The sequence below is a fragment of the Methanothermococcus okinawensis IH1 genome (assembly GCF_000179575.2).
Classification (GTDB): Archaea; AGJL01; Methanococci; order Methanococcales; family Methanococcaceae; genus Methanofervidicoccus; species Methanofervidicoccus okinawensis.
Genome location: NC_015636.1, coordinates 987,814 through 1,013,898 on the forward strand (window position 1 = coordinate 987,814; position 26,085 = coordinate 1,013,898).

Below are 26,085 nucleotides of genomic sequence, written 5' to 3' on the forward strand. Positions count from 1 at the left end.
TTCACATGTTTAAGTATAATAAGATAAATTTTCACATGTTTAAGTATAATAAGATAAATTTTCACATGTTTAAGTATAATAAGATAAATTAAATATTATAAATGAAATCTTTTTATAATCATCCATGTTTAATATGTTGATGTATTATATATCTTTATATATATAATTTAGTGTTAAATATATTTCTATTCTATTTTATAAAAATTTAAAAATAAAAAAATCAAAATTATTTCTATTTTATTATTTTTTTATTTTTATCTTTTATTATATATTTTTAAGGATAACTACTATTATACAGTAGCAATAAAGGAGGTCATTTAATGAATACTACAAACATATTAAAAAAATATCCGTTATGTCATCGATGTTTTGGAAGACTCTATGCAAAATTACTCCATACATCAAACTATGAACGAGGGAAATCGCTAAAAATTGCAAAAGCTATTGAATTGGAATCAAAACTACGAATACTAATGGAAAATTATAACAATAAATTAAATAATAAAAAAGAAGAAAATAACGAAGAATTAAAAGAATTAGAAAATAATGGGATAAAAGGACTAAAATCAGAGATATCCGAAATAAAAGAACAGTTAAAATATCTCTATAAAAGTGGATTAACTGAAATAAAATTAATGGATATATTAGAAGAAGAAATAAGCGAAGAAATAGATGAAAAAAAGGAAGAAAATGTAGAACCATGCCCTTGGTGTAAAAATATTTTTGATAAGGAAAATTTAGAAATCATTTCAGAAAAGGTAATGAGTTTATTAAATGATTATGAATATGAAAAATTTTTAGTGGGAACTATGCTCCCAAAGAGCATAAAACAACTTGAAAAAGAACTTGAAACACCTTATATGGAAAGTATAAGACAGGAATTCAACAGAATTATGGGTAAGATATTGGTTGAAAAAACTGGAAAAATCGTTGATAAAATCAGTCCCGATATCGTTGTTATGATAAATCCATACAATAAAAAAATAAAATTGCAAGTAAATCCAATATTTATAAAAGGACGATATAAAAAGCTTGAAAGGGGAATTCCACAAACACATTGGCCTTGTAGGAATTGTAAGGGAAAAGGATGCGAAAAATGTAATTACACTGGAAAACAGTATCCAACCTCTGTGGAGGAGATAATAGCAGAACCTTTTATGAAGGTATTTAAAGGAGCAGATGAAGCGTTTCACGGTGCTGGTAGGGAAGATATTGATGTTAGGATGCTTGGAAATGGAAGACCTTTTGTTCTTCAAATAAAAGAACCAAAAATAAGAAAGGCAGATTTAGAAAAACTCAAAGAAGAAGTAAATAAAAGTGGAAAGGTTGAAATTCTTGATTTAGATTACGGCGTTAGAAAAGATGTTGTTTTCTTCAAAAATGAGCCCCATAAAAAAACCTATCTCGCTGTTGTAGAATGCGAAGAAGAAATAAGTGATGATGAAATTTCAGAGCTCGTGAATAAACTTGAAAATTTAACCATAAATCAAAGAACCCCTATAAGGGTATCTCACAGAAGAGCAGACTTGGTAAGGGTTCGTAAAGTATATAAAGCAGATGCTAAAAGGATAGATGCCAAAACCTTCGAGCTCACATTATACTGTGATGGTGGATTATATATAAAGGAGCTCATAAGTGGAGACGAAGGAAGAACATCTCCATCGGTTTCAGAGTTATTAAATAAAAAATGCATCTGCAAAATGCTCGATGTGTTAAATGTTCATGATATAGAAAATGAAGAAAATTAAGTTTTTATTATGAATATAATTAAATTTATGAATAAATATAGAATAAAATAATAACTTTTAAAACAATAACTTTTTATAGTTAAAATAAATATTATAGTGAAATTATTTATAAGATAGTATATAGTTATTATATAAAATATATTTATATATAAAACGATATATGTTAATAACATTATATTTATATATCGTAAATGGTTTATACTGAAACACATTAAACATAAAATATAGGAGGAATGATTATGGCACAAAAAAGTGAAGGATTTAGAAGTAAAACAAGATACAAACTTAAAAAACACCCAAGAGAAAAAGGATTGTTTCCAATCACAAGAGCTCTGAAAGAATATAAAGAAGGAGAAATAGTTCATGTTATAATTGACCCATCAGTTCAAAAAGGCATGCCTCATCCAAAATTCCACGGAAAAACAGGAACTGTTGTTGGTCAAAGAGGAAATGCATTTATTGTTAAGGTAAAGGATGGAAATAAATATAAAGACATAATTGTTAGACCACAGCACCTTAGAGAATGTAAAGCATAATTATTTTAAATATAATTTTTATGATATTTATAATTATTAATTTTTAATTTATAAAAATCTTTTTTAAGATGGGTATTATTATGATTGGAAAAGAATTAATCTCTGAAAGGTATGTTACAATATCTCATGCCAAAGAGATAATGACGAATAAGGCAAATGTTAGCGAGTTATCTTATGAACACGGGTGTGCATTGGATTACTTAGAAAAATTTGCACAGTTGAGTGCAGAAGATGCAGAAAATCTCGTTAAAGAATTAATCAATCTTGGATTAGATGAAAAAACAGCAATTAAAATAGCTGATATACTTCCAGATGATGAGGAAGATTTAAAGTTAATATTCTATAAATCCGATATTCCAAAGAATTCGGAAGAAATATTGGATGTTGTAAGCCAATATAAATAAATAATAAAATAATAATATATAATTTAATAAAAACATAATAATTATATAATTTCTCTTTTTAGTTCCATTATTAAGATTGCTGTTAAAATTTTAAATCCATATTAAATAAAAATATATATAATTTTAATTTTAATAACATTTAATTTATAATTTATAATTTTAATTTACAGGGTGTATAGTATGAAAAAATATAAATCTAAAAAAAGAAAATTTGAGAATTATGCCTATGTCTTGGATTTCCTTGAATATGGTTATCCCGATGATAAAAGACCTCTTCATCAAAGAAAGCCTATTGCACAGGGTTTTGGTGAAAAACAGTTTGTTCTAATGGAATTGGTGTTAAAAGATGATAAAACTGTTGAAATAGGGGAAAGGGTGTATATTGGAAAAGGTAAGAGGGATAAGGTTGAATATATTTCAAGAATGTTAAAATATGAAGAACTAACACCCACTGCAAAAACAGAGTTATTTTATGTTATAAAAGAGGCAGTTAAAAGGAATGAAAAAAAATTTATCCAATTTATAAATGAATGCGGACCAATAACGAATAAAATGCACTCTCTTCAACTTCTTCCAGGTATCGGTAAAACTACTATGTGGAAAATAATCGAGGAAAGGGAAGCCAAACCTTTTGAAAGTTTTGAAGATGTTGAAAAAAGGGTTCATAGAAATTTATTAGACGCCATATCAAAAAGGATAGAGGAAGAATTAAAAGAACCTCAAAAATACTATTTATTTGTGCAGTGGAAAGAACATCAACAATAGAATAAATATTTTTATATTATATTTTATTTAATTTAGTTTTATTATTTTTAATTTTATTAATCTATTATAACTTTATAACTTTATAACTTTATTGTTAGCTTTATTTTTAAGGGATATTATGAAGATACTAATGCCTACAATATTTCACCCATATATAGGAGGAATTACATTTCATGTGGAAAACATAATAAAAGAATTGAATAAACTAAATAAACTAAATAATAGTGATTATGAATTCCATATTCTAAACTATAAATCAAAAATCAATAGTAATAATAGCAATAATAGAGATAATAACAGCTATAACTTCAATAGTTCCAATATTTGCATACATAATGTTCCCTACATCCCAAAAATTAGGGGGATAAGTTATGTTTATAACGGATATAACATTGGAAAGGAGCTCCTACATAATAAGGATATCGATATAATCCACAGTCATTATGCATTTCCTCAGGGGTTTTTAGGAGCTATTTTAAAAAATAAATACAATATTCCACATATATTGACACTTCATGGAAGCGATATATTGAGATTATCAAAAAATCCCCTAGGAAAACTATTTTTTAATTATGTCGTAAAAAACTGCGATAAAATTATCTGTGTAAGTGAATTTTTAAAATATCAACTTCCAAAAGCCTATCAAAATAAAACAGAAGTGATATATAATGGCGTGGATTTTGATTTATTTTATGATATCAATAGGGATGAAAATTATGGACTTTTTGTTGGTTCATTTGTTCCGCAGAAAGGTATCGATATTTTAATTGATGCTGTTAAAGATATCGACTTCAATTTTAAACTCATTGGGGATGGTATTTTATTTAATATCATTAAAACTAAAATTGATAGGGAAAATATATCAAACATCGAACTTCTTGGGAAAAAGAATCAGAAAGAAGTAGCAGAATATATTAAAAAATGCAGTTTTTTAGTGCTTCCATCCATTTCAGAAGGTCTTGGAATGGTATTGCTTGAAGCCATGGCATCGGGAAAAGCTGTTATTGGCACAAATGTTGGGGGAATTCCTGAACTAGTTAAAGACAATTTTAACGGTTTTTTAATTGAACCAAAAAATCCAAATGTATTAAGGGAAAAAATAAATATTCTAATTAATGATAAAGATTTAAGAAGAGAAATGGGAAAAAATGGGAAAAGATTTTCAAAAGGATTTTCATGGAAAGAATCTGCAAAAAGAGTAAATGAAATATATAATAATTTAGTAATTGAGTAATAATAAATATCTAATAAATAATAAATAATAAAAAAATATAATAAATAAAGAAATAAACTAAAAATAAAAATAAGAATTATAATAAACTAAAATAACTAAAAAATTAAAATTAAAAATTAAAATTAAAAGTTAATGATTAATATGATGATACCGATATTTGTTAATTTAGAGAAATTTAAAGTATGTATTTTTGGATTTGGAGATGTTGGGAAAAGGAGATTTAATAAACTATTAAATGCCAATCCTTATAAAATAACCATCTATTCAAAAGATATTGACCAAGAGGAAATCAATAAATATGAAAATAATTATAGAAATGTTGAATTTATAACATGCGATATAAACAATCTATCCAATGACGATTTAAAAAATATTATTCAAAAATACGATTTTATTATTTCTGCAATCGATGAAAAAAATAATAAAAGAATAGTTCATATTTCAAAAAAATTAAATAAATTTATCAGTTCCTCTACTTTTGAAAAGAATATAAATTTAATAATACCTGCCTACTGCAATGTGGATGATATATATTTTACAGTATATACGCAAGGAAAAAGCCCTTTAATAGCTAAAAATATAAGAAAACTTGTTGAAAACTACCTAAAAAATCATGAGTATGACATAGATGCCCAAAATAGTATAAGAGATTTTTTAAAAAATAATATTTCTTCGCAGAAGGATAGAAAAAGGATTCTTGAAAAGATATTTAAAAATAAAGATTTTAAAAGAGAATTTTTAGAATTGGTTGATAAATACAAATAAAATTGGTGTAATTATGTTGTTGTTCATGGCCGATTATAAAAAATATTCTATACCTGAGCTCGAAAGATTAAGGTTTAATGAAGAAGAATTTTACAAAAAATATGATAACTGTATCTTGCTCCAAACCTGTAATAGAATAGAAGCTTATTTTGACAAATCATATTGTGGGGGAGAATTGAATGGATTAAAGAATGATTTTAAAGATTTCAAGGTTTTAGAAGGTCATGATGCTATAATTCATCTTTTAAGAACAGCATCAGGACTTGAGTCAATGATTGTTGGTGAAGACCAAATTATCGGTCAAATAAAAAAGAGTCATTATAATGCAAAAAAACTTGGAAAAACCACAAAATATTTAGATACCATATTTTTAAAGGCTGTGCATGTAGGTCAGATGGTTAGGAGAAAAACAAAGATAAACAAAGGAGGGATATCCATAGGAAGTGCTGCTGTTGAGCTCGTTGAAAAAACTGTGGGTCTGGAAAACAAAAATATATTGGTTATAGGGGCGGGAGAAATAGGAACGCTTGTGGCAAAGGCACTGATTGAAAAGAATGTAAAGGCAATAGTAGTTGCAAATAGAACTTATGAAAGGGCAGAAAGGCTTGCAAATGAGTTAAAGGGCATGGCAGTTCATTTTGACAAACTTAACGAGGCTTTGAATTTTAGTGATATAATCATTTGTGCTACATCCTCTCCGCATTATATATTAAATAAATCCCATCTTGAAAATATTGTGGGAAAAAAGATAATTGTGGATATTGCAAATCCTCGTGATGTAGATGATAATGTGAGGGAGCTCCCAAATGTTGTGCTATATACCATCGACGATTTAAAATTAGTATCGGATGAAAATCTAAAAAAGAGAAAAAATGAGATACCTATTGTCGAAGCTATTATTGAAGATGAGTTCAGAGCTCTTTCAAAGCAACTTAAAAAACTTGATGTTGAAGATGTTATAAAGAATTATGATAATTATATTGAATGTATCAGAAAAAAAGAGCTTAAAAAAGCCCTAAAAATGGTGGATAATGGTAAAGAACCAGAAAAAGTTTTAGAAAAATTTTCAGAAGTTTTTGCAAAAAGAATAATCCATGATTTCGTTAAATTGGCATATAATGAAGATATTGAAAAAAATACTATTAAAAACATTGTAAATATATTATCAAAAAGAAATCAATAAATCTTTAAAAATAATATTAAAAATATAATATAAAAATAAAAAAAGTTAAAAAAATTAAAATATAAAAATAGCGTTTATATTTACTATTATGGTTATTTTAGCTGTTTTTCAGCTATATCTCCAAATATTGGGAATTTATACATTTCTCCTTTATATGCTTTATACATACCCAATATCCACAATATAAAACTTAATATATTTACCAACCATGCAAGAGCTCCGGATATATAACCCAATATATATGCCAATATACTTAAACTTAAAAATGTTATTAAGGATTGCATTGCATGGAACTTAACAAATTTACTGTCTTTTTCTATCAATAAAAATATAATGCCAGTTATCCAGCCAAGAACATAACATAACAAACCTTCAATATTTTCATCCAAACCCAATGAAGTTTTCATATTGCCCCTCCTAAAATAGTTTATATATTTACATATTTATTACTACATTTATATTATCAATTGCTAATATATATAATTTTTTGCATTATAAATAAATGCAAAAAATTATACGGGTAAAAAAATCGTTAAAGTAATAAAAATAAAAAATAATAATATTAAAATTAATAATAAATGCAGGATAATTATAGGGAAAAATTTAGATAGAGGTAAATTATGGATGTAGATGCTATAATTAAAAATTTAAACTTAAAATTTAGAAATATCGATGGAAATAAGTTATTAATTGCCATAGCCACAGATAAAGATAAAAATGTTTTAATGACGGCATTTATGAGTAAAGAATCTCTAAAAAAAACTTTTGAAACAGGGTATATGCATTATTACTCAACCAGTAGAAAAAAACTTTGGAAAAAAGGGGAAGAAAGTGGAAATGTGCAAAAAGTTAAAGAAATTTACAGAGATTGTGATGGAGATGCCTTATTATTTGTTGTGGAACAGACTGGATGGGCATGTCATGAAGGCTATTACTCATGTTTTCACTATAAATTAGATTTGGAGAATAACAGGATATATACAGTTGGAGATAAATTTGATTAAGTATAAAAATATTAAAAAATCTTAAAAGTATATAAATGATAAAAATAAATAAAAGTAAATAATTACTTTTTTAAAATCATAATATATAATTAATAATTAATATAATATTAACATATTTAATAAACAATATATATTATAGGATAGAGGAGGAGCTCATATGATAAACAATGACCACTACAAAGAATACATGAAAGGGACTACCACCATAGGCATGGTATGTAAAGACGGAGTAGTATTGGCCACCGATAAAAGAGCTACAATGGGTAACCTTATAGCAGACAAAGAAGCGAAAAAGTTATATAAGATAGATGACTACATAGCAATGACCATAGCAGGAAGTGTTGGAGATGCTCAATCTCTTGTTAGAATGATATCAGCAGAAACAAAAATATATAAGATGAGAACAGGAAACAATATGCCTCCACATTCCTGTGCAACATTATTGAGCAATATATTACATGGGAATAGACATTTTCCTTTTTTAACTCAGCTAATAATTGGCGGATATGACAACCTACACGGTCCAAAGTTATTTTCACTTGACCCTGTTGGAGGATTAAATGAAGAAACTTCATTTACATCCACAGGTTCTGGCTCACCAACAGCCCTTGGTGTTTTAGAGGCAGAGTATAAAAAGGATATGACAATAAATAAAGGAAAAGAGCTTGCAGTTAAAGCACTTATATCTGCCATGGAGAGAGATGCATATTCTGGAAATGGTATTTCTCTCGCAGTAATTGATGAAAACGGAGTAAAAATCTATTCAGACGAAGAAATAGAAAAAATGGTAGAAAAAATAAGAAAAAATAGGAGAAAGTAAAATAAAAAATAACAGATATAGTAAATTAAAAGAAATTAAAATAAAAAATTAAATAAAAAATAATAATAAAAGTATTAATTAAAAGTAATTAAAATAAATAAAAGCATTAAATTAATCATTTTTCTTATTTGAAATTAATAAAACCTTTTGGTTTTAACATCTAAAATAATATATTATTTTTTTATTATTTTATAAAAAGTTATGATTTTTAAAAATATGTTATTATAAAAGAAATAATATATGCAGTTATTTTAAATGATATTCAATTTTTCAACAATTTCAATAATTTATTAAGAATTTATATAATTTTAATAGGAGGGTCTATTTTGTCAGCAGAGGATATATTAAACGAGATAAAACAGTATGTAATAAAAAATTCGCCGGGGAATGCACTAATTACTGATGTGCAATTTGAAGGTCCTGAGGTAGTGATATACGCGAAAAATCCTGAGATATTTTCCAATTCTTTTGTTAAGGAGCTTGCAAGAATATTCAGAAAGAGGATAGCTATAAGGCCTGACCCATCTGTTTTAATGGAACCTGAGATTGCCAAGGATAAAATTTTAAAAATCGTTCCAGAAGATGCTGAAATAACCAACTGTATATTTGATGCAAATACGGGTGAGGTTATTATAGAGTCAAAGAAACCTGGACTGGTAATTGGAAAAGATGGAAGCACACTGGAAGAGATAAAAAAAGCTATAAAATGGGCACCCAAACCAGTAAGAACCCCCCCAATATCTTCTGAAACGATTAAAGCCATAAGAGCTACAATGTATAGGGAAAGAACTGATGTAAAAGAAATCCTGAGAAGAATAGGTAGAAGAATACATAGGGATGTTAAACTAAGAGAAGATTGCTGGATAAGGATGTCTTTTTTAGGCGGAGCTCGGGAAGTTGGAAGGACCTGCAATTATCTTCAAACACCAGAAAGTAGAATTTTAATAGATTGCGGAATTAATGTTGCTATTGATGGGGATAAGGCATTTCCACATTTTGATGCCCCTGAATTTTCAATAGAGGAAATCGATGCAGTGGTAATCACCCATGCCCATTTAGACCATTGCGGGTTTGTTCCAGGACTTTTTAGATACGGATATGATGGTCCTGTTTATTGTTCAAAACCTACAAGGGATTTAATGACTCTTTTACAAAAGGACTATTTGGATATTGCAGAAAAAGAAGGTAAAGTGATGCCATATTCTTCAAAAGATATTAAAAAATGTGTGAAACATACAATACCAATAGATTACGGGGTAACTACTGATATTGCACCAGCTATAAAATTAACAATGCACAATGCTGGGCATATATTAGGTTCTGCAATAGCTCACTGTCATATTGGAGATGGATTATATAATGTGGCATATACTGGGGATATAAAATTTGAAGCATCGAGGTTGTTAGAACCGGCTGTATGCCAATTTCCACGATTAGAAACCATTATAATAGAATCCACATACGGCGGATATGATGATGTGCTTCCAGATAGGGCAGAAACAGAAAAAGAGTTTTTAAATGTTGTTGCAGAAACCATAAAAAGAAAAGGTAAGGTAATAATTCCAGTGTTTGGTATAGGTAGAGCTCAGGAGCTCATGCTTGTTTTGGAGGAAGGATACAATCAAGGTATATTTAATGCCCCAGTTTATTTGGATGGTATGATTTGGGAGGCTACTGCAATTCATACGGCATATCCAGAATACCTCTCAAAGAACATAAGAAATAGGATTTTCCATGAGGGAGATAATCCATTTTTGTCTGAGGTATTTAGAAAGGTAAAAAACACAAACAACAGGAGAAATATTATCGATAGCAATGAACCCTGTATAATATTAACCACCTCAGGTATGCTTAGCGGAGGTCCAAGTGTAGAATACTTTAAATCCCTTGCAGAAGACGAAAAAAATGCCATAGTATTTGTAGGTTATCAGGCAGAGGGCACCCTTGGAAGAAAGATTCAAAGGGGATGGAAGGAAATCCCTATAATGAATAGAAATGGAAAATCTAAGGCTGTAAAGGTAAATTTAAGCGTTCATACATTGGAAGGATTCTCGGGACATAGCGACAGAAAACAGCTTATAAAATATTTGAGAAAACTTAAACCTATGCCCGAGAGAATATTAACCGTTCATGGTGAAGCTTCAAAATGTGTGGATTTGGCAAGCACAGCCTATAAATTATTTAAGAAAGAAACAAGAGCTCCTATGAATTTAGATGCTATTAGAATGAAGTGATAAAATAATATATAAAATAATATAAAATATTATAAAAAAATTATAATATTATAAAAATTTTTTAGATTATTTACTCCATTTAATTTATTTATATATTTTTTATTTATTATCTCTTTATTTTTTATCTTTAAGTTATTATTTACATATAGTTTATTTTAACATTAAGTTTTAAAAGTGAAATTATGGGAACTTCATTGATTGATGAGATTATAAAAAATGTGAAATCTCCATATCTAAATCGTAAAATTTTAACAAAAGTCAATAAAAATAAGGTTTTTTATACATCCCAGCAGGCTGATAAAAATATAAAGGTGGTATTGCCGTTTATCTTTAAAAGGGACGATTTAATAGATTTAAACAAAAGAGGATTGGAGGGAAGCACGGCAAGGATTATTGAATGCATTAAAGAGGAAATGAAAAAGAAAAAATTTTTAGAGTTGTCAGGAAATCTTGGAAAACGATATGCTGCATTGTATGAACCTATAACAGTAATAAATAGTGATTTAAATATAGGTTGCGATTTATGGAGGGCGGATAGCTATAATTTTATTGATAATGGTAATAATAATATTAGTAATAGTAATAACAATACTGCTGAAATTCATTTACTTTTAAGGATGATATTTAAAGACAAAGCTCCGAAAATAATGTCGAAAAGAATTGATGAACTATCTTATGAATTAAATGATTTTATCCAAAAAATACCCTATAAACTTCTTGAAAAAGAAAATATAAATACAATAAATCAAAAGGATTTAAGGGATAAATTAAAGGATTTAGGTATTGTATCATTTATAGGTGATAATTCAAAACCTGCGAGAAGTTATACAAAGGTGAGAAGACATTATAGAATTGCAGGACCAAAAAACGGCATAAATGTTCCATTTAAAACTCCTGAGGAATTGAATCCAATAGAGGTAGAGCTCTACGATGGTAATATTATTACAGGGCTTGGTATTAAAGAAAAGGAAATATTTATTATTACTGGAAGAAACGCTCAGGGAAAAACGACATTAATTGAGGCTATTGACAGCGGACAAGATGACCATTTAATAGGAGATGGGCGGGAATATATCATCACTACAAAAAACTTATCAAAGGCAACCACTGGAAGTATGCAAATGTATGGAAATGACATTAGCCTGTTTTTTGAAAAACTGCCAAAGGGAATAGCTGGCACCCCAAAGGATGTTCATGGAACAGCATCAGGCTCTATGACTATGGCATACCAAATTCAGAAAGCATTATCCACAGGTGTAGATTTAATATTAATCGATGAAGATAATTCTGCTGTAAATTTGCTTGTAAGCGGGTTATTATCCAATTGGTTTGAAGGAGTTAAACCACTTTCTGAAATTATAATGAACGAAAGGGAGAAATTAACAAGCGCTTTTATAATTATTACAAGTAGTTTAGATTTATTAACGGCATCTGGTGATAGAGGCATATATTTAGAAGAGCATGAGGCAAAATATTTAGACATGGATAAATTTAGGAAAGAACTAAGCAATTACTACTTAAAATTGAGTAATAAAGTTTATAATAAAAAATAATATAAAAAAGATATAAAAAATATAAAAAAGGAAGTATTAAATGATAAATAAAGATAAACATAGATAATAAATATTAAAAAATTAAATTAAAAAAATAATAAAGTAATAATAAATAAAGTGATAGAATAATGGAGTAATAAAAAATAAATGAGGATAACATGTTCAATACAGACGATATTTTAAAGATGGCTAATAAAGATTTTGAAAAGGCATGGCGGGAAACAAAGGAGCTCATACCAAACAAACATATCGATAGAAAGCACCCCAGAATAAAACCTGAATTTGGGAAATCTCATCCTGTAATTGATACGATAGAAAGATTAAGACAGGCATATTTGAGAATGGGATTTGAAGAATATATAAACCCTGTAATAGTGGATAAAAAGGAAATATATAAGCAATTTGGACCTGAGGCTATGGCTGTGCTTGATAGGTGTTTTTATTTAGCGGGACTTCCAAGACCTGATGTTGGATTGAGTGATGAGAAACTAAAAAAAATAGAAAAACTTGGAATAAAAATAGACAATGAAGAGAAAAAGGAAAATTTAAGAAGAATACTTCACCAATATAAAAAAGGAACCCTTGATGGTGACGATTTAGTATTTGAAATAGGAAATGCATTAAATACATCCAATGAAATGGGATTAAAAATATTGGAAGAGGTATTTCCTGAATTCAAGGAGCTCATCCCAGAACCATCAACCCTTACTCTAAGAAGCCACATGACATCTGGATGGTTTATTACAGTATCGGAGCTCATACATAAAAAACCATTACCATTTAAATTATTCTCAATAGATAGATGTTTTAGAAGGGAGCAGAAAGAGGATAAAAGCCATCTTATGACATATCACTCCGCATCGTGTGTAATAGCAGGTGAGGATGTTTCCATCGATGATGGGAAGGTTGTTGCAGAGGGACTTTTATCGCAGTTTGGATTTACAAAATTTCAATTTAGACCAGATGAGAAAAAAAGTAAATATTATACGCCAGAAACTCAAACTGAGGTTTATGCCTATCATCCAAAATTAAAGGAATGGTTGGAGGTTGCAACATTTGGGGTATATTCTCCTATTGCATTAAGTAAATATGGTATAAATGTGCCAGTTATGAATTTGGGGCTTGGTGTTGAAAGGCTCGCCATGATAACTTACAATTATGACGATGTAAGAAAAATGGTTTATCCACAGTTCTATGAATATATATTAAGCGATAGGGATATTGCATCCATGATTAATGTTGATAAAGTTCCTATAACCGACGAATTGTATAATTTAACATATAATTTAATAGATATTTGTATAAAAAACAGGGACAAAAAATCCCCATGTGAAATCAAAGTAGAAAAGAAAATAAGATTTTACAATGCAGAAAAAACCATAAAAATAACAGTATTTGAAAGGGAAGATAATAAAAAATTACTTGGACCTTCAATATTAAACGAAATCTATGTATATGATGGAAATATTCTTGGAGTTCCAGCATCTTTTGAAGGCGTTAAAGAGGAATATTTGGAACTTCTTAAAAATGCAAAGGAAAATGGTATTTCAACAGGTATAAGATATATTGACGCACTATGCTTTAAAATAACATCAAAAATAGAAGAGGCTCTTATCTCAAATACCAAAGAGTTAAAAATCAGAGCTCCGATTGTAAGAAGTTTAAGCGATGTAAATTTAAAAATAGATGAGTTGGCTTTAAAGCAGGTAATGGGAAACAATAAGGTCATAGATATACGAGGTCCCGTATTTTTAAATGTTAAATGTGAAATTGATTAAATTTATTTTATTTTTTAAATTATTTAAAACTATATTATTTTTTAATTATTGCTTATATTTTAATTTTGTTATTTATATTTTTTAATTTTATTATAAATACTATTATTATTCTAAATGGGAATTGATATGATATACAATTTTATTTCCATCTTCCTTAGCACCGATAATATCCAATTCCTCCATTTTTCTTAGATTGTATCTAACAGTTTCAACATTCATATCCAAATCTTTGGCTATTTTTCTTAAATGGGCATCATTATTTAACAGGTATTGGTATATCTCATTTTGAGTATCATTTAGATATAACAAAAGTAAATCATTTTTATCCATTCCCACCGGGTGGTATATTATTTTATTGCCTATCTTTTTACTTTTTATTAATTCTGCCTTCTCCAATATTCTTAAATGCCACGATAATGTTGATAATGGCGTATTTAGCTCTTCCGATAATTTTCTTAAATGACACCCGGGGTTATCTATTATATAATCATAAATTTCTTTTCTCTTTGTATTTAAAAGAACCTTATCTCTGCTATTTGTGTTTATCCTCAATATTACAAATACCGATGTGGATGCCATATGTAATAGAAAGTTTGCTAATTTCTTTTTTAAAGCTTCAAAAATGCTTACAATGGATAATAATGAGGCTAATATAAGCAAAATCATTGTTATAGGGGGAGTAAAAACCTTTTTAATCATGAAAATATATATAAAATTAGCCAAACTTAATTTGTCTGGTTTAAATCCCGCATATATTTTATTCCCTATCTTTATCGCAGCAGGTTCTCCATTTGAATATGTTGCAATAATTTCTCCCTTTTTAGGATAGGTGTAATAACCAATAACTTGGGTTTTGTTGAGTTTTAAAGGGTCTTTTACCCAATATATTGTAGTTGATGTATTGATTTTTTTAGAGCTTGGCAATGGGGCAAATATTATGGCATTGGTTGATGTATTAATATCTTTATGAGATATAATTAAATTTACTAGTTTGGAATTATTTGTAATTTTAAATTTAAGTTTTTTAATCAAAGGAATTTCTATATCTGCATTTATATAGGGTGGTGTTATAATATATTCCTTTTTTTCTCCTACATAGAATACAGGGCTGTTATTTACATAATCCAAATAAACTGTATTATTGTAAATATTAATATCTACGCCGTCAATAGTATGATGTGTGCAATTATTAAATGCATAGGTGCCACTAAGTAAATACATTGCAATTAGTATAGTAACTATTATGCCATAAAATTTTTTCATAATAATCCCCTAGGGATATAATAAAATCAGTGATTATTTAGAAAAATACCGACAGATATTAAAATTGAAGCCATTACTAAGCTTATAATTCCAAATGACATATTGGTATTAATACCACCCATAAATATCATTAAAGAAATCTCTAAAAATATTATTGAAATACCTATTGATAAAGAACCCAATAATGTATTTTTTCTTCTTTTCTTATATCTTTTTTCTAATTTTACGACAATATCCTCTTCTTTATCTTCGATACTTATCAATTCAGGGGAATTCTCATTATTCAATTCAATTTTATGTTTTTTATCATCTTCCATTTTTTCACCAATTGCCATGTTTTCCATCATTATAATGCACCTCCAAGCCTATATTAATTGCAATTTCATAGGATTTTTTACTTGACAAATATACAACAGTTCGAGTAGTATTTAATGCTGATATAATTGCCTTTGCATCATTTAGTGGTATATCCTTTAATTCATGCAAATCCCTAATATCCATTCGTTCTTCGTCACTAAATTTATATATTATAGGATTGTATAGATTTTTATAATTACAACCCTCAGGAACATATATATTTTTGAATTCTAAGTATATTAGCTCTGCCAATTCATCGGGCAATTCGCCACTAATGATTAAAGTTTTCCTTCGATTTAGGTATAGCAACGGCAATAATGCCAATATAATTGGCGATATAACACCATTAAGCACAACTGCGGATTTTATTTTTTTTGGTGAATTAGGATGTTTTATTACCACAGCAAATAGTTTTAATTCTTTTGGTTTAACTTCCTCGTGTTCTGTATTTTCAGAAGTTTCTTTATCTTTATTATTATTTTCTTTGGTTTTTGTATGCTGGTGGGATGGCGTATTTTTATTATTTGGAGGATTTATAGTGTTATGTGGATTATTTGAGGGAGTAGTAGTTATGTGATGTTTGGGAGGACTTGGTATGTAAGTAGTTTGGGGAGGACTTGGAGGATATGTATTATAGGGTATGTAAAAATCCAAACCTTTAACTTTGGCTATTCCAATGATATATTTATTATTAATATTAAATGCAGGCTTTATAGTAATATTTTCATAAGTATCATGCCATGCTTTAAAATTTATATAAAATACAGGAACTCCACCATTAGGTATATCTACATTAAATGTCCTAATGATACTTTGATTTGGTTTTAATATAGAGCTCTCATTTCCAAGATTAATTTTTGAGTTATTTACAACAGCCCAGTAGGTAATATTGGTATTTAATGTTATACTTTGGGTGTTATTTATATTATAAGTAGCAATCCATTTCGTTGTTCCGTTATTTAAAGGACGAGATGATTTTGTTATTGAAAATGGGATGGATTTTGAATATCTTACTTTAATCCTTGAAGGCACTTTGAAACTGATATTGCTATCATTGAAATGTAGTTTATCCGAATTTAAATATCGTTTTAATTTAATTAATTTATATGAGCTCGGAGGAATTTTAATACTAACATTTTTAATATCATAACCTTCTGGAAATGATACATTGATAGATATATTAAAATTATAATTGTTATATATTTTGTAATATATAGTCCATATATTGTTGTTTCTACTTGCCGATATATTTATTGATATATTTATTTTCTTAGGCGGGACATCAACCGTTATATTTTTTGGATATGGAATATAATTTGTTGCATTGTTGTAATATAAGTATATACTAAATGCATTTGGATTACTGTAATCGATATAAAGTTTGGAAATATTTATCGATTGAGTTTCATTTGGATAAAAAATTATATCCTCGTAGCTATATATTTTAGGAAAACCTTTTGGTAAGGAAATAAACATTAAAATTATTATTAGTAAAACTATTATAGAATTGTAATATTTCATAGATAACACCAAATAGGCAATACTCAGCACTACATATTATTATAATAAAATTAGATGGTATAATATATATAATTTATAGAACATTTATTGGACAATAAAAAAATAAAAATAGAATTTTAATTTCTTTAAAAAAATAGTTATTGTTTTAGTTATTTATTATTATTTTATTATTATATTACTTGGTGTCGCTTTTATTATTTTTTTCATATTCCTTATTATCGTCGTTTTTCCCCATTCTTCTAATCTCCAAGTAGATAAATATTATAATCAATACTACAAGGATTATTAACCAAAATATCACATAACCATAAGTTGGCAATTTTGGTAATGGCAATACTGAAAACTCCGCATTTACAATAAACAATGTATTTTTTGGAACTTTAAAGTTATTTCCCTCTGGTTTTAAGTATGTTAGGTGATAGGGTGAATCGAACTTTATATTTAAATTATCTATATCCATATCACAACCTATTGGCAAGGATACAGTTTTAAATAAAATTCCATTATCAACGATATCGGCATCATAAGTTAAATATACCGTTACATTGGAATGTTTATCAATTGGTTCCCATATTTCATAGCATATAGTTGTAAAATTAGCCCCATTGTTATTTTTCACATATAACTTCATAGGTGTTAATTTTCCGTTTCCAATTTTGTAGTATCCTTTTAAATGGCTTACATCAATAGATTTAACCTCTTTTGTAAAAGGAATTGGTACAATTAAAATTTTTTTAGGTCCCTGCTCCTGCAATCTCAACTCCCCAATACCTGGGACTAATGGGTAGGATACGAGGTTTTTTATTACAAAAGTATTTTTAATATTGGCCTGAGCTCCGTTATTAACATTTACATCCATAGTATAATTGGTAATTTTTTCAACATCGGCATAACTGTAAGACAGTGTAGATAGCAATAATAGTGAAAATACTAAACCTATTTTTTTCATACTCTCCCTCAGCCCTTAATTTATTTTAATTTTATTTATAAAATTTTACATATATATCATTATTATTGTAAAATTCCAAATATTATGGTGAAATAAAACTAACATTAATAATAATATTATAAAACATATTTAAATAATATTCTATAAATTTCTAATACAGCTAAATTTTAAATTATTACTACAAAATAAAATTAAAATAATTAAAAAAAAAGAAATAAAAAATTTATTATTTATTTAGTTATTTTTCCTTCTTCTTATTATACAACCTATACCAACTAAACCACTCAATAACATCAATAACGGTTCGTAGTTCTCTGCTATTGCACCACTAACAAGTGTTATCTTTGGAGAGGTTGTAGGAAGTAATGAATGCGTAGGGTCGATACCTACAATGAATGCATCTGATGGATAGAATGTACCAGTTCCGTTAAGTTTGTAGTGTATTACAACTGTTTCATTATTTTGCATCCCAGTTGAATCGTTATAACTTCCATCACCATCTGCTCCTCCATTAAGAGGATTCAATGCCCAATATATGCTCATGTTATATTTTGGGTTAGATACTGAATGATTTCCAGTGTTGTTTAACATGTATGATTCATTTACGGATATATTGCCAATAATTGAAAAGTTTTGAGGTATTAAATCATAGGCATATATATAAGGTGATTTTGCACTTCCAATGTTTTCTACTACAATGTATATATCGTAAGTTCCATCTTTATTTGGTATGATGTGTTTTGTTACCTTGATTAAATAACCTCCAACAATTTGCATATATTCGGTAATTATATATGTACTACCATACTTTGTGCTGTATTCATTTACTGATCTATTTAATATTGTAATATTATTATCTGCTACTTTAAATGTGCAGTTTGCCCAAACTACTGGGACATTACTAAATGTGAAGTTATATTTGGATGTATTCCAATGAGCTCCTGGTGCAAGTGATGTGGGCAATGGACTACCATAAGTATGATTTGAACCATTTATTAAATAAGTGGTATTGAATGGGTCCAATGTTGTTGGATTACTTCCATTTACAGCCCAAATATTGACATTTGTTAGATTGAATGAATATGATTTTGCTTTATTTTTAAATGTTGCATTTTCATACCATACGACATAGTTTCCATTTGCGTCTTGTTCAGGACCTTGCTTATCTGCACTGATTTGTCCATAACCCGATGCAAATATTCCAGGAATTACATCAGTTGCATTGTAATGTGTATTGCTATAATTAAAGTAAATTACTGCAAATCCATAAGGTATTTCTGATGCATTTCTATTACTATATGAACTATTTGCAGTTACTGTAAAGTTTAACTGCTGTATAGAATTATCAGATAATAATATATCCGTCCAATTTAAAGCATCATTGTTATTTGATGTATATGGTCCATTCCAAACTACTGTTGAACCAGTACTGCTTTCATTTTTTGATATGTTTAATAATGTCCAAGTGCTATTTCCATAGTTATTATAGTCATTACTCAAATATTTTGTTATCTTTACACTCACATCTGATGTTGTATTTCTTTGTAATGTCATGTGCACGGTCCAATTTACTATTTCATTGGCAGAAACTTTTGTTGTTGAGTAAGATTCATTTACAATAATAGGAGCTCCTACATTAGGCACATTGGATACATTGTAGCTAAATTTGTATATAATCCAGCTGTTATTTCCAAGAGTGCATATATGTATATATTTATTACCTCCTGAAAGATTAGTTTTTGGGTCAGGAGAATCTGCTACATTATTTCCAAGAACTATTCCAGATTTGTTATAATATTCTAAACCTGTTATGTTATTGTTTTGCATATTTACTGCAACCCATACATCATTTAATGTATCATTTACATCAGTTGCAGTGTTGTTTATGATGATGTATGCTGTAATATTATGAATATTTGAAGTTATCCCATTTGCTGTGGCATTTCCAGTTATATTGTATTTCTCTTCATAGGTTACTTTTAGTGGTCCATTTGTGCCATAGGCAGATACCGCAGATATTGCCCCTATGATGCACAATAGACTTATTAATGCAATATATTTTTTCATTAGAGCTCACCTCAATAAATATGTAAGTAAATATGTAGGTAAATATGTAGGTAAGATTTTTTATATATTGTATATATTTCAAACAGATAATTAACTATGATTAAAAAATATATTAAAAAAATAAATAAGTTTTATAAGTTTTTTTTCATTACAAAGAAATATAATGTGATTATAATATATATAATTTATAGAACATTTTTTAGACATTTTTATTTTTAATAATTATTATAAAAATAGTTATTTAGGGTCTATACCTATATTGTATATATTAGAGAGCTCACAGTTATTTGATATATTGAGAATTATATTTATATTTTTCGATTCTCCAGCATTTAATCTGGTGAACTTAAACCAATAGACATTGTTGGTATTATTACCATAAGCATTGAAATCTCCAGAAATATTTGTTACATTTGAATTATTTGGTTTTACCCAATAAACATAGACATCTCTTGCATTGTTATATGATTTAACCGTTATTGTTATATTTAAACTGTTATTTTCCCAAATTGCAGAAAGTCCAGCTGAGATATTTATTTTTTTAATTAATAAATTATTTACAACTGTAATATTAATATTTTTAGAATCATCAAAATCCCAATGGACATAATCATTTGTTGTATTTACAGTTATTATATAATTTCCAGGACTTGAAGGAGCAGTTAATGTAAAGTTTAATACAACTGTTTGATTTGGTAATATATGTGGAATAACTTTGTTAGTTTCCCCACTCCAACCATTTGGAAGTGTTATATTTACAGATATATTTGACATGTCCATAGTTCCTGTATCTTTAACATATACGGTAATATTAAATGTTTCAGATGTATTAACCGAAGATTTGGTACTGGTATCAACTATTGATAGATTATACCGAGGATTACCAGAAAGAATGCCTGTTTTTGTTGTTGTAGCTATTTTATACATATTTCCCCCAGTTAAGTAATCGTCATAGTCGCTTATTTCCCGAACAACAATCTCCCAGATACCATAAGTTTGATTTGGATTACTTATATTAATGGTATAGTTATCCCAAGTTTCATCTCCAATTGCTGTAAATTCTTTATATTTAGTTCCATTTGGGAAATATATTGAAACATTTATTGCTCCATCTCCATCATAAATAGATAGATTAAATGAAGAAAGACCCTTTGGTGTTGATATATACCATGTTTTACTTCCCAAGGTAGATGTATTATCACCAACAATCATTGCATCTGGAGTTCCATAGTATCCGCTATGATTCGTATATGTATGGTTCAATTTTAAAACTGGGGAATTTATAGCTGATAATGAATAATAATTGCCATTTTTAGATGGCCAACTGTCTTCAGAGATGTTTATAATCCACCACCCATATTTATTATTTGTATCAATTTGGAAGTAATTTGGAGGCTCCCCATTTTGTGCGTTATTTGGTGCAGTATAACTACCATATAATGTTCCATTTGGATAAGATATATTAACACCTAAACCATCCCCATCACAAATGCCAATAGTATAATTTGAAGTTCCATAAGGTATTATAGTATAGTATCTATGCACCATGTTAGTTTGAGAATCTCTACATATTGTTGCAGTTCCTGAATCCGCTGCTAATGATTTTGGCCTTTTAAACCATAATCCATCTGATATATTTGTTGCAAGAATTATTTGGTTTTCTCCAGTTTCATTATCGCCATAGTTCTTCTCCTGAGTTAATTTTATCATCCACCATCCTTTATATCCATTAATTGATATATGCTTAGTAACCCATACTGGATTATCTTGTTCTATCAACCAAGACCACCACCCCCACCTTATTATTGTATAATTATTATCATAGGGATAAAATGAGTAATATAATGTTCCATTTGGATAATAGATACTAACATTTAGTCTATCTCCATACCCTGAATAATTGTAATTATCAGGGTCAAATATAGATATATTAAAATCTGATGTAGCATAAACATAAAATTCATGAGTTGAAGAAACTATATCAGAAGAATGATTTAACAATGTTGCATTAGGTGTTCCATAATATGTTTCTCCGTTTTTTATTGTATAGGTCATATTTACTTTCAGATTTAATCTATCATCCCCACTAATATTTAGATTATAATAATTCCCTCCCGGATAATTAGACTTGGTATTATTAATAACAATTTTCCAAAGACCATAATTTCCGTTTGTATATATTTGTGTATAATTCCAATTACCATTTGCAGATTCATTTAATGTTGTATATAATGTTCCATTTGGAGAATAGATATTTACAATAAAACCATCTCCATCAAAAACCCCAAAACTAAAATTTTCAACACTTTTTGGAACATAGAGCCAATAGGTATGTATTTGCTGGTTAAATAAACTACCTATTACAGCATCCCATTCACTATAATATCCTACCCACCCTACACCTCCATCATCTGCAATAATTCCATTGCTTTTATTGTCATCATCCCCTAATTTACCATCAGTTAAAGTAAATGAAATTGTATTGTTGTTAATTAATGTTGCATTTATTGAATACTGTTTTAAGTTATTAGGATTAAATTTATAATAATAAATCTTGCTATTATCTCGAATTTTCAATATATCCTTAGAATAGGTTATATTAATATTAACACTTTCTCCCTTTGAAATGTTTGATATTCTAAATTTAATTAAGTTAAATGGCAAATTGGCATGTGGTTTAATAGGAATATTATTTTTATCAACAAAAGCCAAATAATTTAATCTTCCTTTACTGATTTTTACAGTTATATTGTATAATTCATTTTCAGTTGAATAATCATAAACATGCAAAATTCCAGTTTTATTATTTTTAAATGCTGTTTTTACATTATATCTTGGAATATAAAACATCATCGGGTCTATAATTCTTCCATTCTTTTTTCCATCTTCATCTAAAACTCCATCTTTCAATGTAAATGTTATCTTTGTTCTATCTTTACTTATGCTATAATTAACAGCTTTTAATGTTCCACTTACATTTTTCCAATAATAGATATACATACCTTCAGGGATTTTAAAAGGAAGTTTAACCGTTATATTTACAGAGCTCCCATTGGTTATGTTGGTAATATTTAGATATAATTTCTTATCTTTAAATTTTAACTGCTCAAATTTTCCTCTATTAATAGTGAAGTTTATTGAATAATTTCTATTTCCATTAGAAATATTTATGGTTTCAAAGTTTGATTTTTTATTATTCTCTTTGGTTTTGTTATTTACTACTGACAAATTAACAAAGGCATTACCACATCTTATTTTTACAACTTTTATATCATTTGTAAGATTTATTTTAAAGCTGTTATTTTTTATTTCAGCTCTTCCTCTAATATTTTTAGGCAATAAGGTATAATTAACATACTTTGGCTGAATTAGATGCCAACTAATATTACCAATAATTATAGAGCTGTTTAAGGATACATTTATTTTATAATCATCAACATAAATATCCTTTGTTAAGTTATCTACAACTACTTTATAAACTCCTACATTTTTAGCTTCAAATTCTGCAATATAATTATCTTTATCCCCTGAGAAATTTAGAGTTATGGTTTTATTGTTTGGAGTTATAATAAATGCTTTATTTGGTTTAAAGTTGGTTTTTGTGGTTATATTCTCTAATAAGAAATAAATATTTTTTAATATTATTGATTTATTTTTCTCTTTCTTATTATTTATTAAAACGATAGTTTTGGCATTTCCACAGGTTAAAATTACACTATAATTATTATTTGTAAGATTTATAGGTATGCAGAAACTACCATTTTTAATAGAGACATTTCCACTTAAATTTATCGGCATAATATTATATTTAACAGTCTTTGGCATAATATAATAATAGGATATATTACCAAAAATACAACTATTGTTAAAATTAGCGTTAATTTTGTAGTAATCTACAACAAACGATTTTTTAATTCCATCAATTATCACTGTGTAATTTCCCAATATAATATTTTTATTTATTTTTGTCGATAAAATGTAATTTTTTCCTTTTTTATGGATTTTTAAATCAATAATTTCATTATTTGGAGCTATTATGTATGCGTTATTTGGTTTAAAGTTGGTTTTTATAATTATTTTTTCTGATGGGAAATAAATATCTTTTACTATTATTGTTTTATTTTTTACTGTTTTATTTTGGGTGTAATTTAAAAATATGGTTTTATTTAGTGTTTCATTTCCAAATCTTGAATAAATTTTAATAGCATTATTTAAAATCACGGGGGATAATATATACTCATCACTATTGTTTATTCTAATAAATTTTAAGGGGATGTTATTCGCAACTCCACAGAGCTCACCATTAGTTTTTACTACAACTTTATATCCATCAATTTTTATATTTAAATAATGTGTGCTTTTTAGGGCATTATTTTTGTTGATTTTATTAGTTTTATTAGTTTCAGAGTTATTAATTTTAGAGCTCCTATTAATTGTGACATTATTATTTAAATTTTTTGAAGTTAATTTTATAGTATAATTTTTAGTAAAATTACTGTTGTTAATATTATTGTAAATATTGGTAATATTTTTAGATAAATTGACTAAATTTGAAGTGAAATTTTTATTATGATTGTTTAATTCTGTAATATTTTTATTTTCTAAACTATTATTATTGTTAAAAGATATTGAGGCATTATTGCATAAATTGGTAAAATTGGAATAATTATCATCCGATATATTGTATAAGCTTGATAAATTATCCCCTGTTGCAAAAGTTGATATTAACAATAAACATACCACTATCAAAGCAGATATTTGAAATTTCATAAAACACACCCTAAATTTAATTAAAAAGTAATATTGATGGATAAATAATTTTTTAAAATAAATATATTAAATTTTAATATTTTAATCTTTTTATATATTCTTATCGCTATATATTTTTCTTTTATTTAATTATAATTTAAGAAAATATATATAATTTATAGAACATTTTTTAGACAGTTTATAAAAAATATAAAAATAAATAATAAAATAAAACATCATATAATATATTATTTTAAAATTGAACCTATTACAAAGCATAAAAGCACTAAATTCATAATATACTTTATATTTTTCGATGATTTTTTAGCACCACTTTTTGAAGGGGCTCCTATCAATTTAAGTATTGAGTATATAAACAATATATCACAAATAGTTATTCCGATTAAATAAATATCTCCAAACATGCCCATAATATAAGGTAATGGACTTAAAATAACTGCAACTATTAAAAAAATCCCTGCAATATATAATGATTTATCTCCATATCTTATTGGAAGAGACATTACCCCTTCTTTTAAATCCCCCTCTGTATCTTCAAAATCCTTTATTATCTCCCTACTCCATGTCGCAAACATTGCACATAAAAATAAAATCAAAGTAATACCAACATTATTAACGGATGCACCACCAAATATAAATACCGAACCAGTAAGATAAGCCACTATTAAATTTCCAATTATTTTATTTTTTTTATATTTTTTAGCATATAGATATAGTGCAATGGCATTAATAATAGCTATTACAAAACATATCCTATTGAATATGGAGATTATTATACCAAAAGATACCAATAACCATGAAAATATCTTAGCATTTTTTAAGGATATTTTATTTGATGGAAGTGGTCTAAAAGGTTTGTTTATTTTATCTATTTCAATATCGTATATGTCGTTAAGGGCGTTCCCAAATCCACATATCAGAAATACGATAAATGATGCAATAAGTATATAATATATATTATTATTCACTAAATTTAAGTTAAAACCTGAGGCTATTAATCCACCAATAATAGTTCCAAACGATGCCGTTAAACAGTTTTTTGCTCGCATTAAATCTAAATAATATTTTAAATGTTTCATACATACCCCAATCTATATTTTTTAAATTTTAAATTTATAAATTAATTTAATTTTA

General features: G+C 27.4%; 20 protein-coding genes. 12 read left to right on the forward strand and 8 right to left on the reverse strand.

Annotation, left to right across the window (positions count from 1 at the left end; genetic code table 11):
• The first annotated feature begins 320 nt into the window (after nucleotides 1–320).
• The 7 genes from METOK_RS04950 to hemA all read left to right on the forward strand — a co-directional run bounded on the left by METOK_RS04950 (nucleotide 321) and on the right by hemA (nucleotide 6,635).
• Nucleotides 321–1,748: a tRNA pseudouridine(54/55) synthase Pus10 gene (locus METOK_RS04950; RefSeq protein ID WP_013867123.1), complete on the forward strand. Its 1,428-nt coding sequence runs from the start codon at nucleotides 321–323 to the stop codon at nucleotides 1,746–1,748.
• Between the two features lie 239 nt (nucleotides 1,749–1,987).
• Entirely contained in the window at nucleotides 1,988–2,284 is a 297-nt protein-coding gene (locus tag METOK_RS04955) for a 50S ribosomal protein L21e (RefSeq protein WP_013867124.1), read from the forward strand.
• An 80-nt stretch (nucleotides 2,285–2,364) separates the two neighbouring features.
• Nucleotides 2,365–2,688: an RNA polymerase Rpb4 family protein gene (locus METOK_RS04960; protein WP_048057891.1), complete on the forward strand. Its 324-nt coding sequence runs from the start codon at nucleotides 2,365–2,367 to the stop codon at nucleotides 2,686–2,688.
• Between the two features lie 180 nt (nucleotides 2,689–2,868).
• Nucleotides 2,869–3,453, forward strand: coding sequence for a DUF655 domain-containing protein (locus METOK_RS04965; RefSeq protein WP_013867126.1), 585 nt, complete (start codon nucleotides 2,869–2,871; stop codon nucleotides 3,451–3,453).
• A gap of 118 nt (nucleotides 3,454–3,571) precedes the next feature.
• A complete protein-coding gene (locus METOK_RS04970; RefSeq protein ID WP_013867127.1) occupies nucleotides 3,572–4,687 on the forward strand; it encodes a glycosyltransferase family 4 protein in 1,116 nt (371 codons plus the stop codon).
• A 144-nt stretch (nucleotides 4,688–4,831) separates the two neighbouring features.
• Entirely contained in the window at nucleotides 4,832–5,452 is a 621-nt protein-coding gene (locus tag METOK_RS04975; RefSeq protein ID WP_048058052.1) for a precorrin-2 dehydrogenase/sirohydrochlorin ferrochelatase family protein, read from the forward strand.
• Between the two features lie 13 nt (nucleotides 5,453–5,465).
• On the forward strand, nucleotides 5,466–6,635 hold the full coding sequence (gene hemA, locus METOK_RS04980; protein ID WP_048057892.1) for a glutamyl-tRNA reductase: 1,170 nt from the start codon (nucleotides 5,466–5,468) through the stop codon (nucleotides 6,633–6,635).
• A 92-nt stretch (nucleotides 6,636–6,727) separates the two neighbouring features.
• Here the strand turns inward: hemA and METOK_RS04985 are convergent, their stop codons facing one another.
• A complete protein-coding gene (locus METOK_RS04985) occupies nucleotides 6,728–7,042 on the reverse strand; it encodes a DUF4870 domain-containing protein (RefSeq protein ID WP_013867130.1) in 315 nt (104 codons plus the stop codon).
• A 213-nt stretch (nucleotides 7,043–7,255) separates the two neighbouring features.
• On the opposite strand from METOK_RS04985, the gene hisI reads away from it, so the two are divergent.
• The 5 genes from hisI (at nucleotide 7,256) to sepS (ending at nucleotide 14,024) form a co-directional block, all read left to right on the forward strand.
• Entirely contained in the window at nucleotides 7,256–7,639 is a 384-nt protein-coding gene (hisI, locus tag METOK_RS04990; RefSeq protein ID WP_013867131.1) for a phosphoribosyl-AMP cyclohydrolase, read from the forward strand.
• 157 nt (nucleotides 7,640–7,796) lie between these two features.
• Complete coding sequence (psmB, locus tag METOK_RS04995) at nucleotides 7,797–8,459, forward strand: archaeal proteasome endopeptidase complex subunit beta (protein WP_013867132.1); 663 nt, start codon at nucleotides 7,797–7,799, stop codon at nucleotides 8,457–8,459.
• A 326-nt stretch (nucleotides 8,460–8,785) separates the two neighbouring features.
• Nucleotides 8,786–10,693 (forward strand): beta-CASP ribonuclease aCPSF1, encoded by a 1,908-nt coding sequence (locus METOK_RS05000; RefSeq protein ID WP_013867133.1) that lies wholly within the window; start codon nucleotides 8,786–8,788, stop codon nucleotides 10,691–10,693.
• A 182-nt stretch (nucleotides 10,694–10,875) separates the two neighbouring features.
• Nucleotides 10,876–12,246, forward strand: coding sequence for a P-loop domain-containing protein (locus tag METOK_RS05005; RefSeq protein ID WP_013867134.1), 1,371 nt, complete (start codon nucleotides 10,876–10,878; stop codon nucleotides 12,244–12,246).
• 158 nt (nucleotides 12,247–12,404) lie between these two features.
• The gene (gene sepS, locus METOK_RS05010) at nucleotides 12,405–14,024 is read left to right on the forward strand and encodes an O-phosphoserine--tRNA ligase (protein WP_013867135.1); all 1,620 of its coding nucleotides are present in this window, start codon (nucleotides 12,405–12,407) and stop codon (nucleotides 14,022–14,024) included.
• A 105-nt stretch (nucleotides 14,025–14,129) separates the two neighbouring features.
• On the opposite strand, the gene METOK_RS05015 is transcribed toward sepS, so the two are convergent.
• From METOK_RS05015 to METOK_RS05045, 7 genes are all read right to left on the reverse strand, one after another.
• On the reverse strand, nucleotides 14,130–15,287 hold the full coding sequence (locus METOK_RS05015; protein WP_013867136.1) for a winged helix-turn-helix transcriptional regulator: 1,158 nt from the start codon (nucleotides 15,285–15,287) through the stop codon (nucleotides 14,130–14,132).
• Nucleotides 15,288–15,313: 26 nt separating this feature from the next.
• The gene (locus METOK_RS05020) at nucleotides 15,314–15,634 is read right to left on the reverse strand and encodes a hypothetical protein (RefSeq protein ID WP_013867137.1); all 321 of its coding nucleotides are present in this window, start codon (nucleotides 15,632–15,634) and stop codon (nucleotides 15,314–15,316) included.
• Nucleotides 15,609–17,165 carry a hypothetical protein gene (locus tag METOK_RS05025; protein ID WP_048057893.1) on the reverse strand — a complete coding sequence of 519 codons (1,557 nt, stop codon included), beginning with the start codon at nucleotides 17,163–17,165 and terminating at the stop codon, nucleotides 15,609–15,611. Before METOK_RS05025 ends, METOK_RS05020 begins: the two co-directional genes overlap by 26 nt.
• A gap of 175 nt (nucleotides 17,166–17,340) precedes the next feature.
• Nucleotides 17,341–18,114, reverse strand: a complete 774-nt coding sequence (locus METOK_RS05030; protein ID WP_013867139.1) for a hypothetical protein — start codon at nucleotides 18,112–18,114, stop codon at nucleotides 17,341–17,343.
• Between the two features lie 234 nt (nucleotides 18,115–18,348).
• Complete coding sequence (locus METOK_RS05035) at nucleotides 18,349–20,181, reverse strand: hypothetical protein (RefSeq protein WP_013867140.1); 1,833 nt, start codon at nucleotides 20,179–20,181, stop codon at nucleotides 18,349–18,351.
• 237 nt (nucleotides 20,182–20,418) lie between these two features.
• Nucleotides 20,419–24,951, reverse strand: a complete 4,533-nt coding sequence (locus METOK_RS05040) for a choice-of-anchor U domain-containing protein (protein ID WP_013867141.1) — start codon at nucleotides 24,949–24,951, stop codon at nucleotides 20,419–20,421.
• Between the two features lie 227 nt (nucleotides 24,952–25,178).
• Nucleotides 25,179–26,030, reverse strand: coding sequence for a UbiA family prenyltransferase (locus tag METOK_RS05045; protein WP_013867142.1), 852 nt, complete (start codon nucleotides 26,028–26,030; stop codon nucleotides 25,179–25,181).
• Between the last annotated feature and the right edge of the window lie 55 nt (nucleotides 26,031–26,085).

Bases quoted from the DNA above. Each gene is read 5' to 3' on its own strand.
- METOK_RS05020 (WP_013867137.1), bottom strand. From the start codon at position 15,634: ATGATGGAAAACATGGCAATTGGTGAAAAAATGGAAGATGATAAAAAA.
- METOK_RS04970 (WP_013867127.1), top strand. From the start codon at position 3,572: ATGAAGATACTAATGCCTACAATATTTCACCCATATATAGGAGGAATT.
- METOK_RS04965 (WP_013867126.1), top strand. From the start codon at position 2,869: ATGAAAAAATATAAATCTAAAAAAAGAAAATTTGAGAATTATGCCTAT.
- METOK_RS05035 (WP_013867140.1), bottom strand. From the start codon at position 20,181: ATGAAAAAATATATTGCATTAATAAGTCTATTGTGCATCATAGGGGCA.
- hisI (WP_013867131.1), top strand. From the start codon at position 7,256: ATGGATGTAGATGCTATAATTAAAAATTTAAACTTAAAATTTAGAAAT.
- METOK_RS04955 (WP_013867124.1), top strand. From the start codon at position 1,988: ATGGCACAAAAAAGTGAAGGATTTAGAAGTAAAACAAGATACAAACTT.
- METOK_RS05030 (WP_013867139.1), bottom strand. From the start codon at position 18,114: ATGAAAAAAATAGGTTTAGTATTTTCACTATTATTGCTATCTACACTG.
- METOK_RS05040 (WP_013867141.1), bottom strand. From the start codon at position 24,951: ATGAAATTTCAAATATCTGCTTTGATAGTGGTATGTTTATTGTTAATA.
- METOK_RS04975 (WP_048058052.1), top strand. From the start codon at position 4,832: ATGATACCGATATTTGTTAATTTAGAGAAATTTAAAGTATGTATTTTT.
- METOK_RS05025 (WP_048057893.1), bottom strand. From the start codon at position 17,165: ATGAAATATTACAATTCTATAATAGTTTTACTAATAATAATTTTAATG.
- METOK_RS04985 (WP_013867130.1), bottom strand. From the start codon at position 7,042: ATGAAAACTTCATTGGGTTTGGATGAAAATATTGAAGGTTTGTTATGT.
- sepS (WP_013867135.1), top strand. From the start codon at position 12,405: ATGTTCAATACAGACGATATTTTAAAGATGGCTAATAAAGATTTTGAA.
- psmB (WP_013867132.1), top strand. From the start codon at position 7,797: ATGATAAACAATGACCACTACAAAGAATACATGAAAGGGACTACCACC.
- METOK_RS05045 (WP_013867142.1), bottom strand. From the start codon at position 26,030: ATGAAACATTTAAAATATTATTTAGATTTAATGCGAGCAAAAAACTGT.
- hemA (WP_048057892.1), top strand. From the start codon at position 5,466: ATGTTGTTGTTCATGGCCGATTATAAAAAATATTCTATACCTGAGCTC.
- METOK_RS04960 (WP_048057891.1), top strand. From the start codon at position 2,365: ATGATTGGAAAAGAATTAATCTCTGAAAGGTATGTTACAATATCTCAT.
- METOK_RS05015 (WP_013867136.1), bottom strand. From the start codon at position 15,287: ATGAAAAAATTTTATGGCATAATAGTTACTATACTAATTGCAATGTAT.
- METOK_RS05005 (WP_013867134.1), top strand. From the start codon at position 10,876: ATGGGAACTTCATTGATTGATGAGATTATAAAAAATGTGAAATCTCCA.
- METOK_RS04950 (WP_013867123.1), top strand. From the start codon at position 321: ATGAATACTACAAACATATTAAAAAAATATCCGTTATGTCATCGATGT.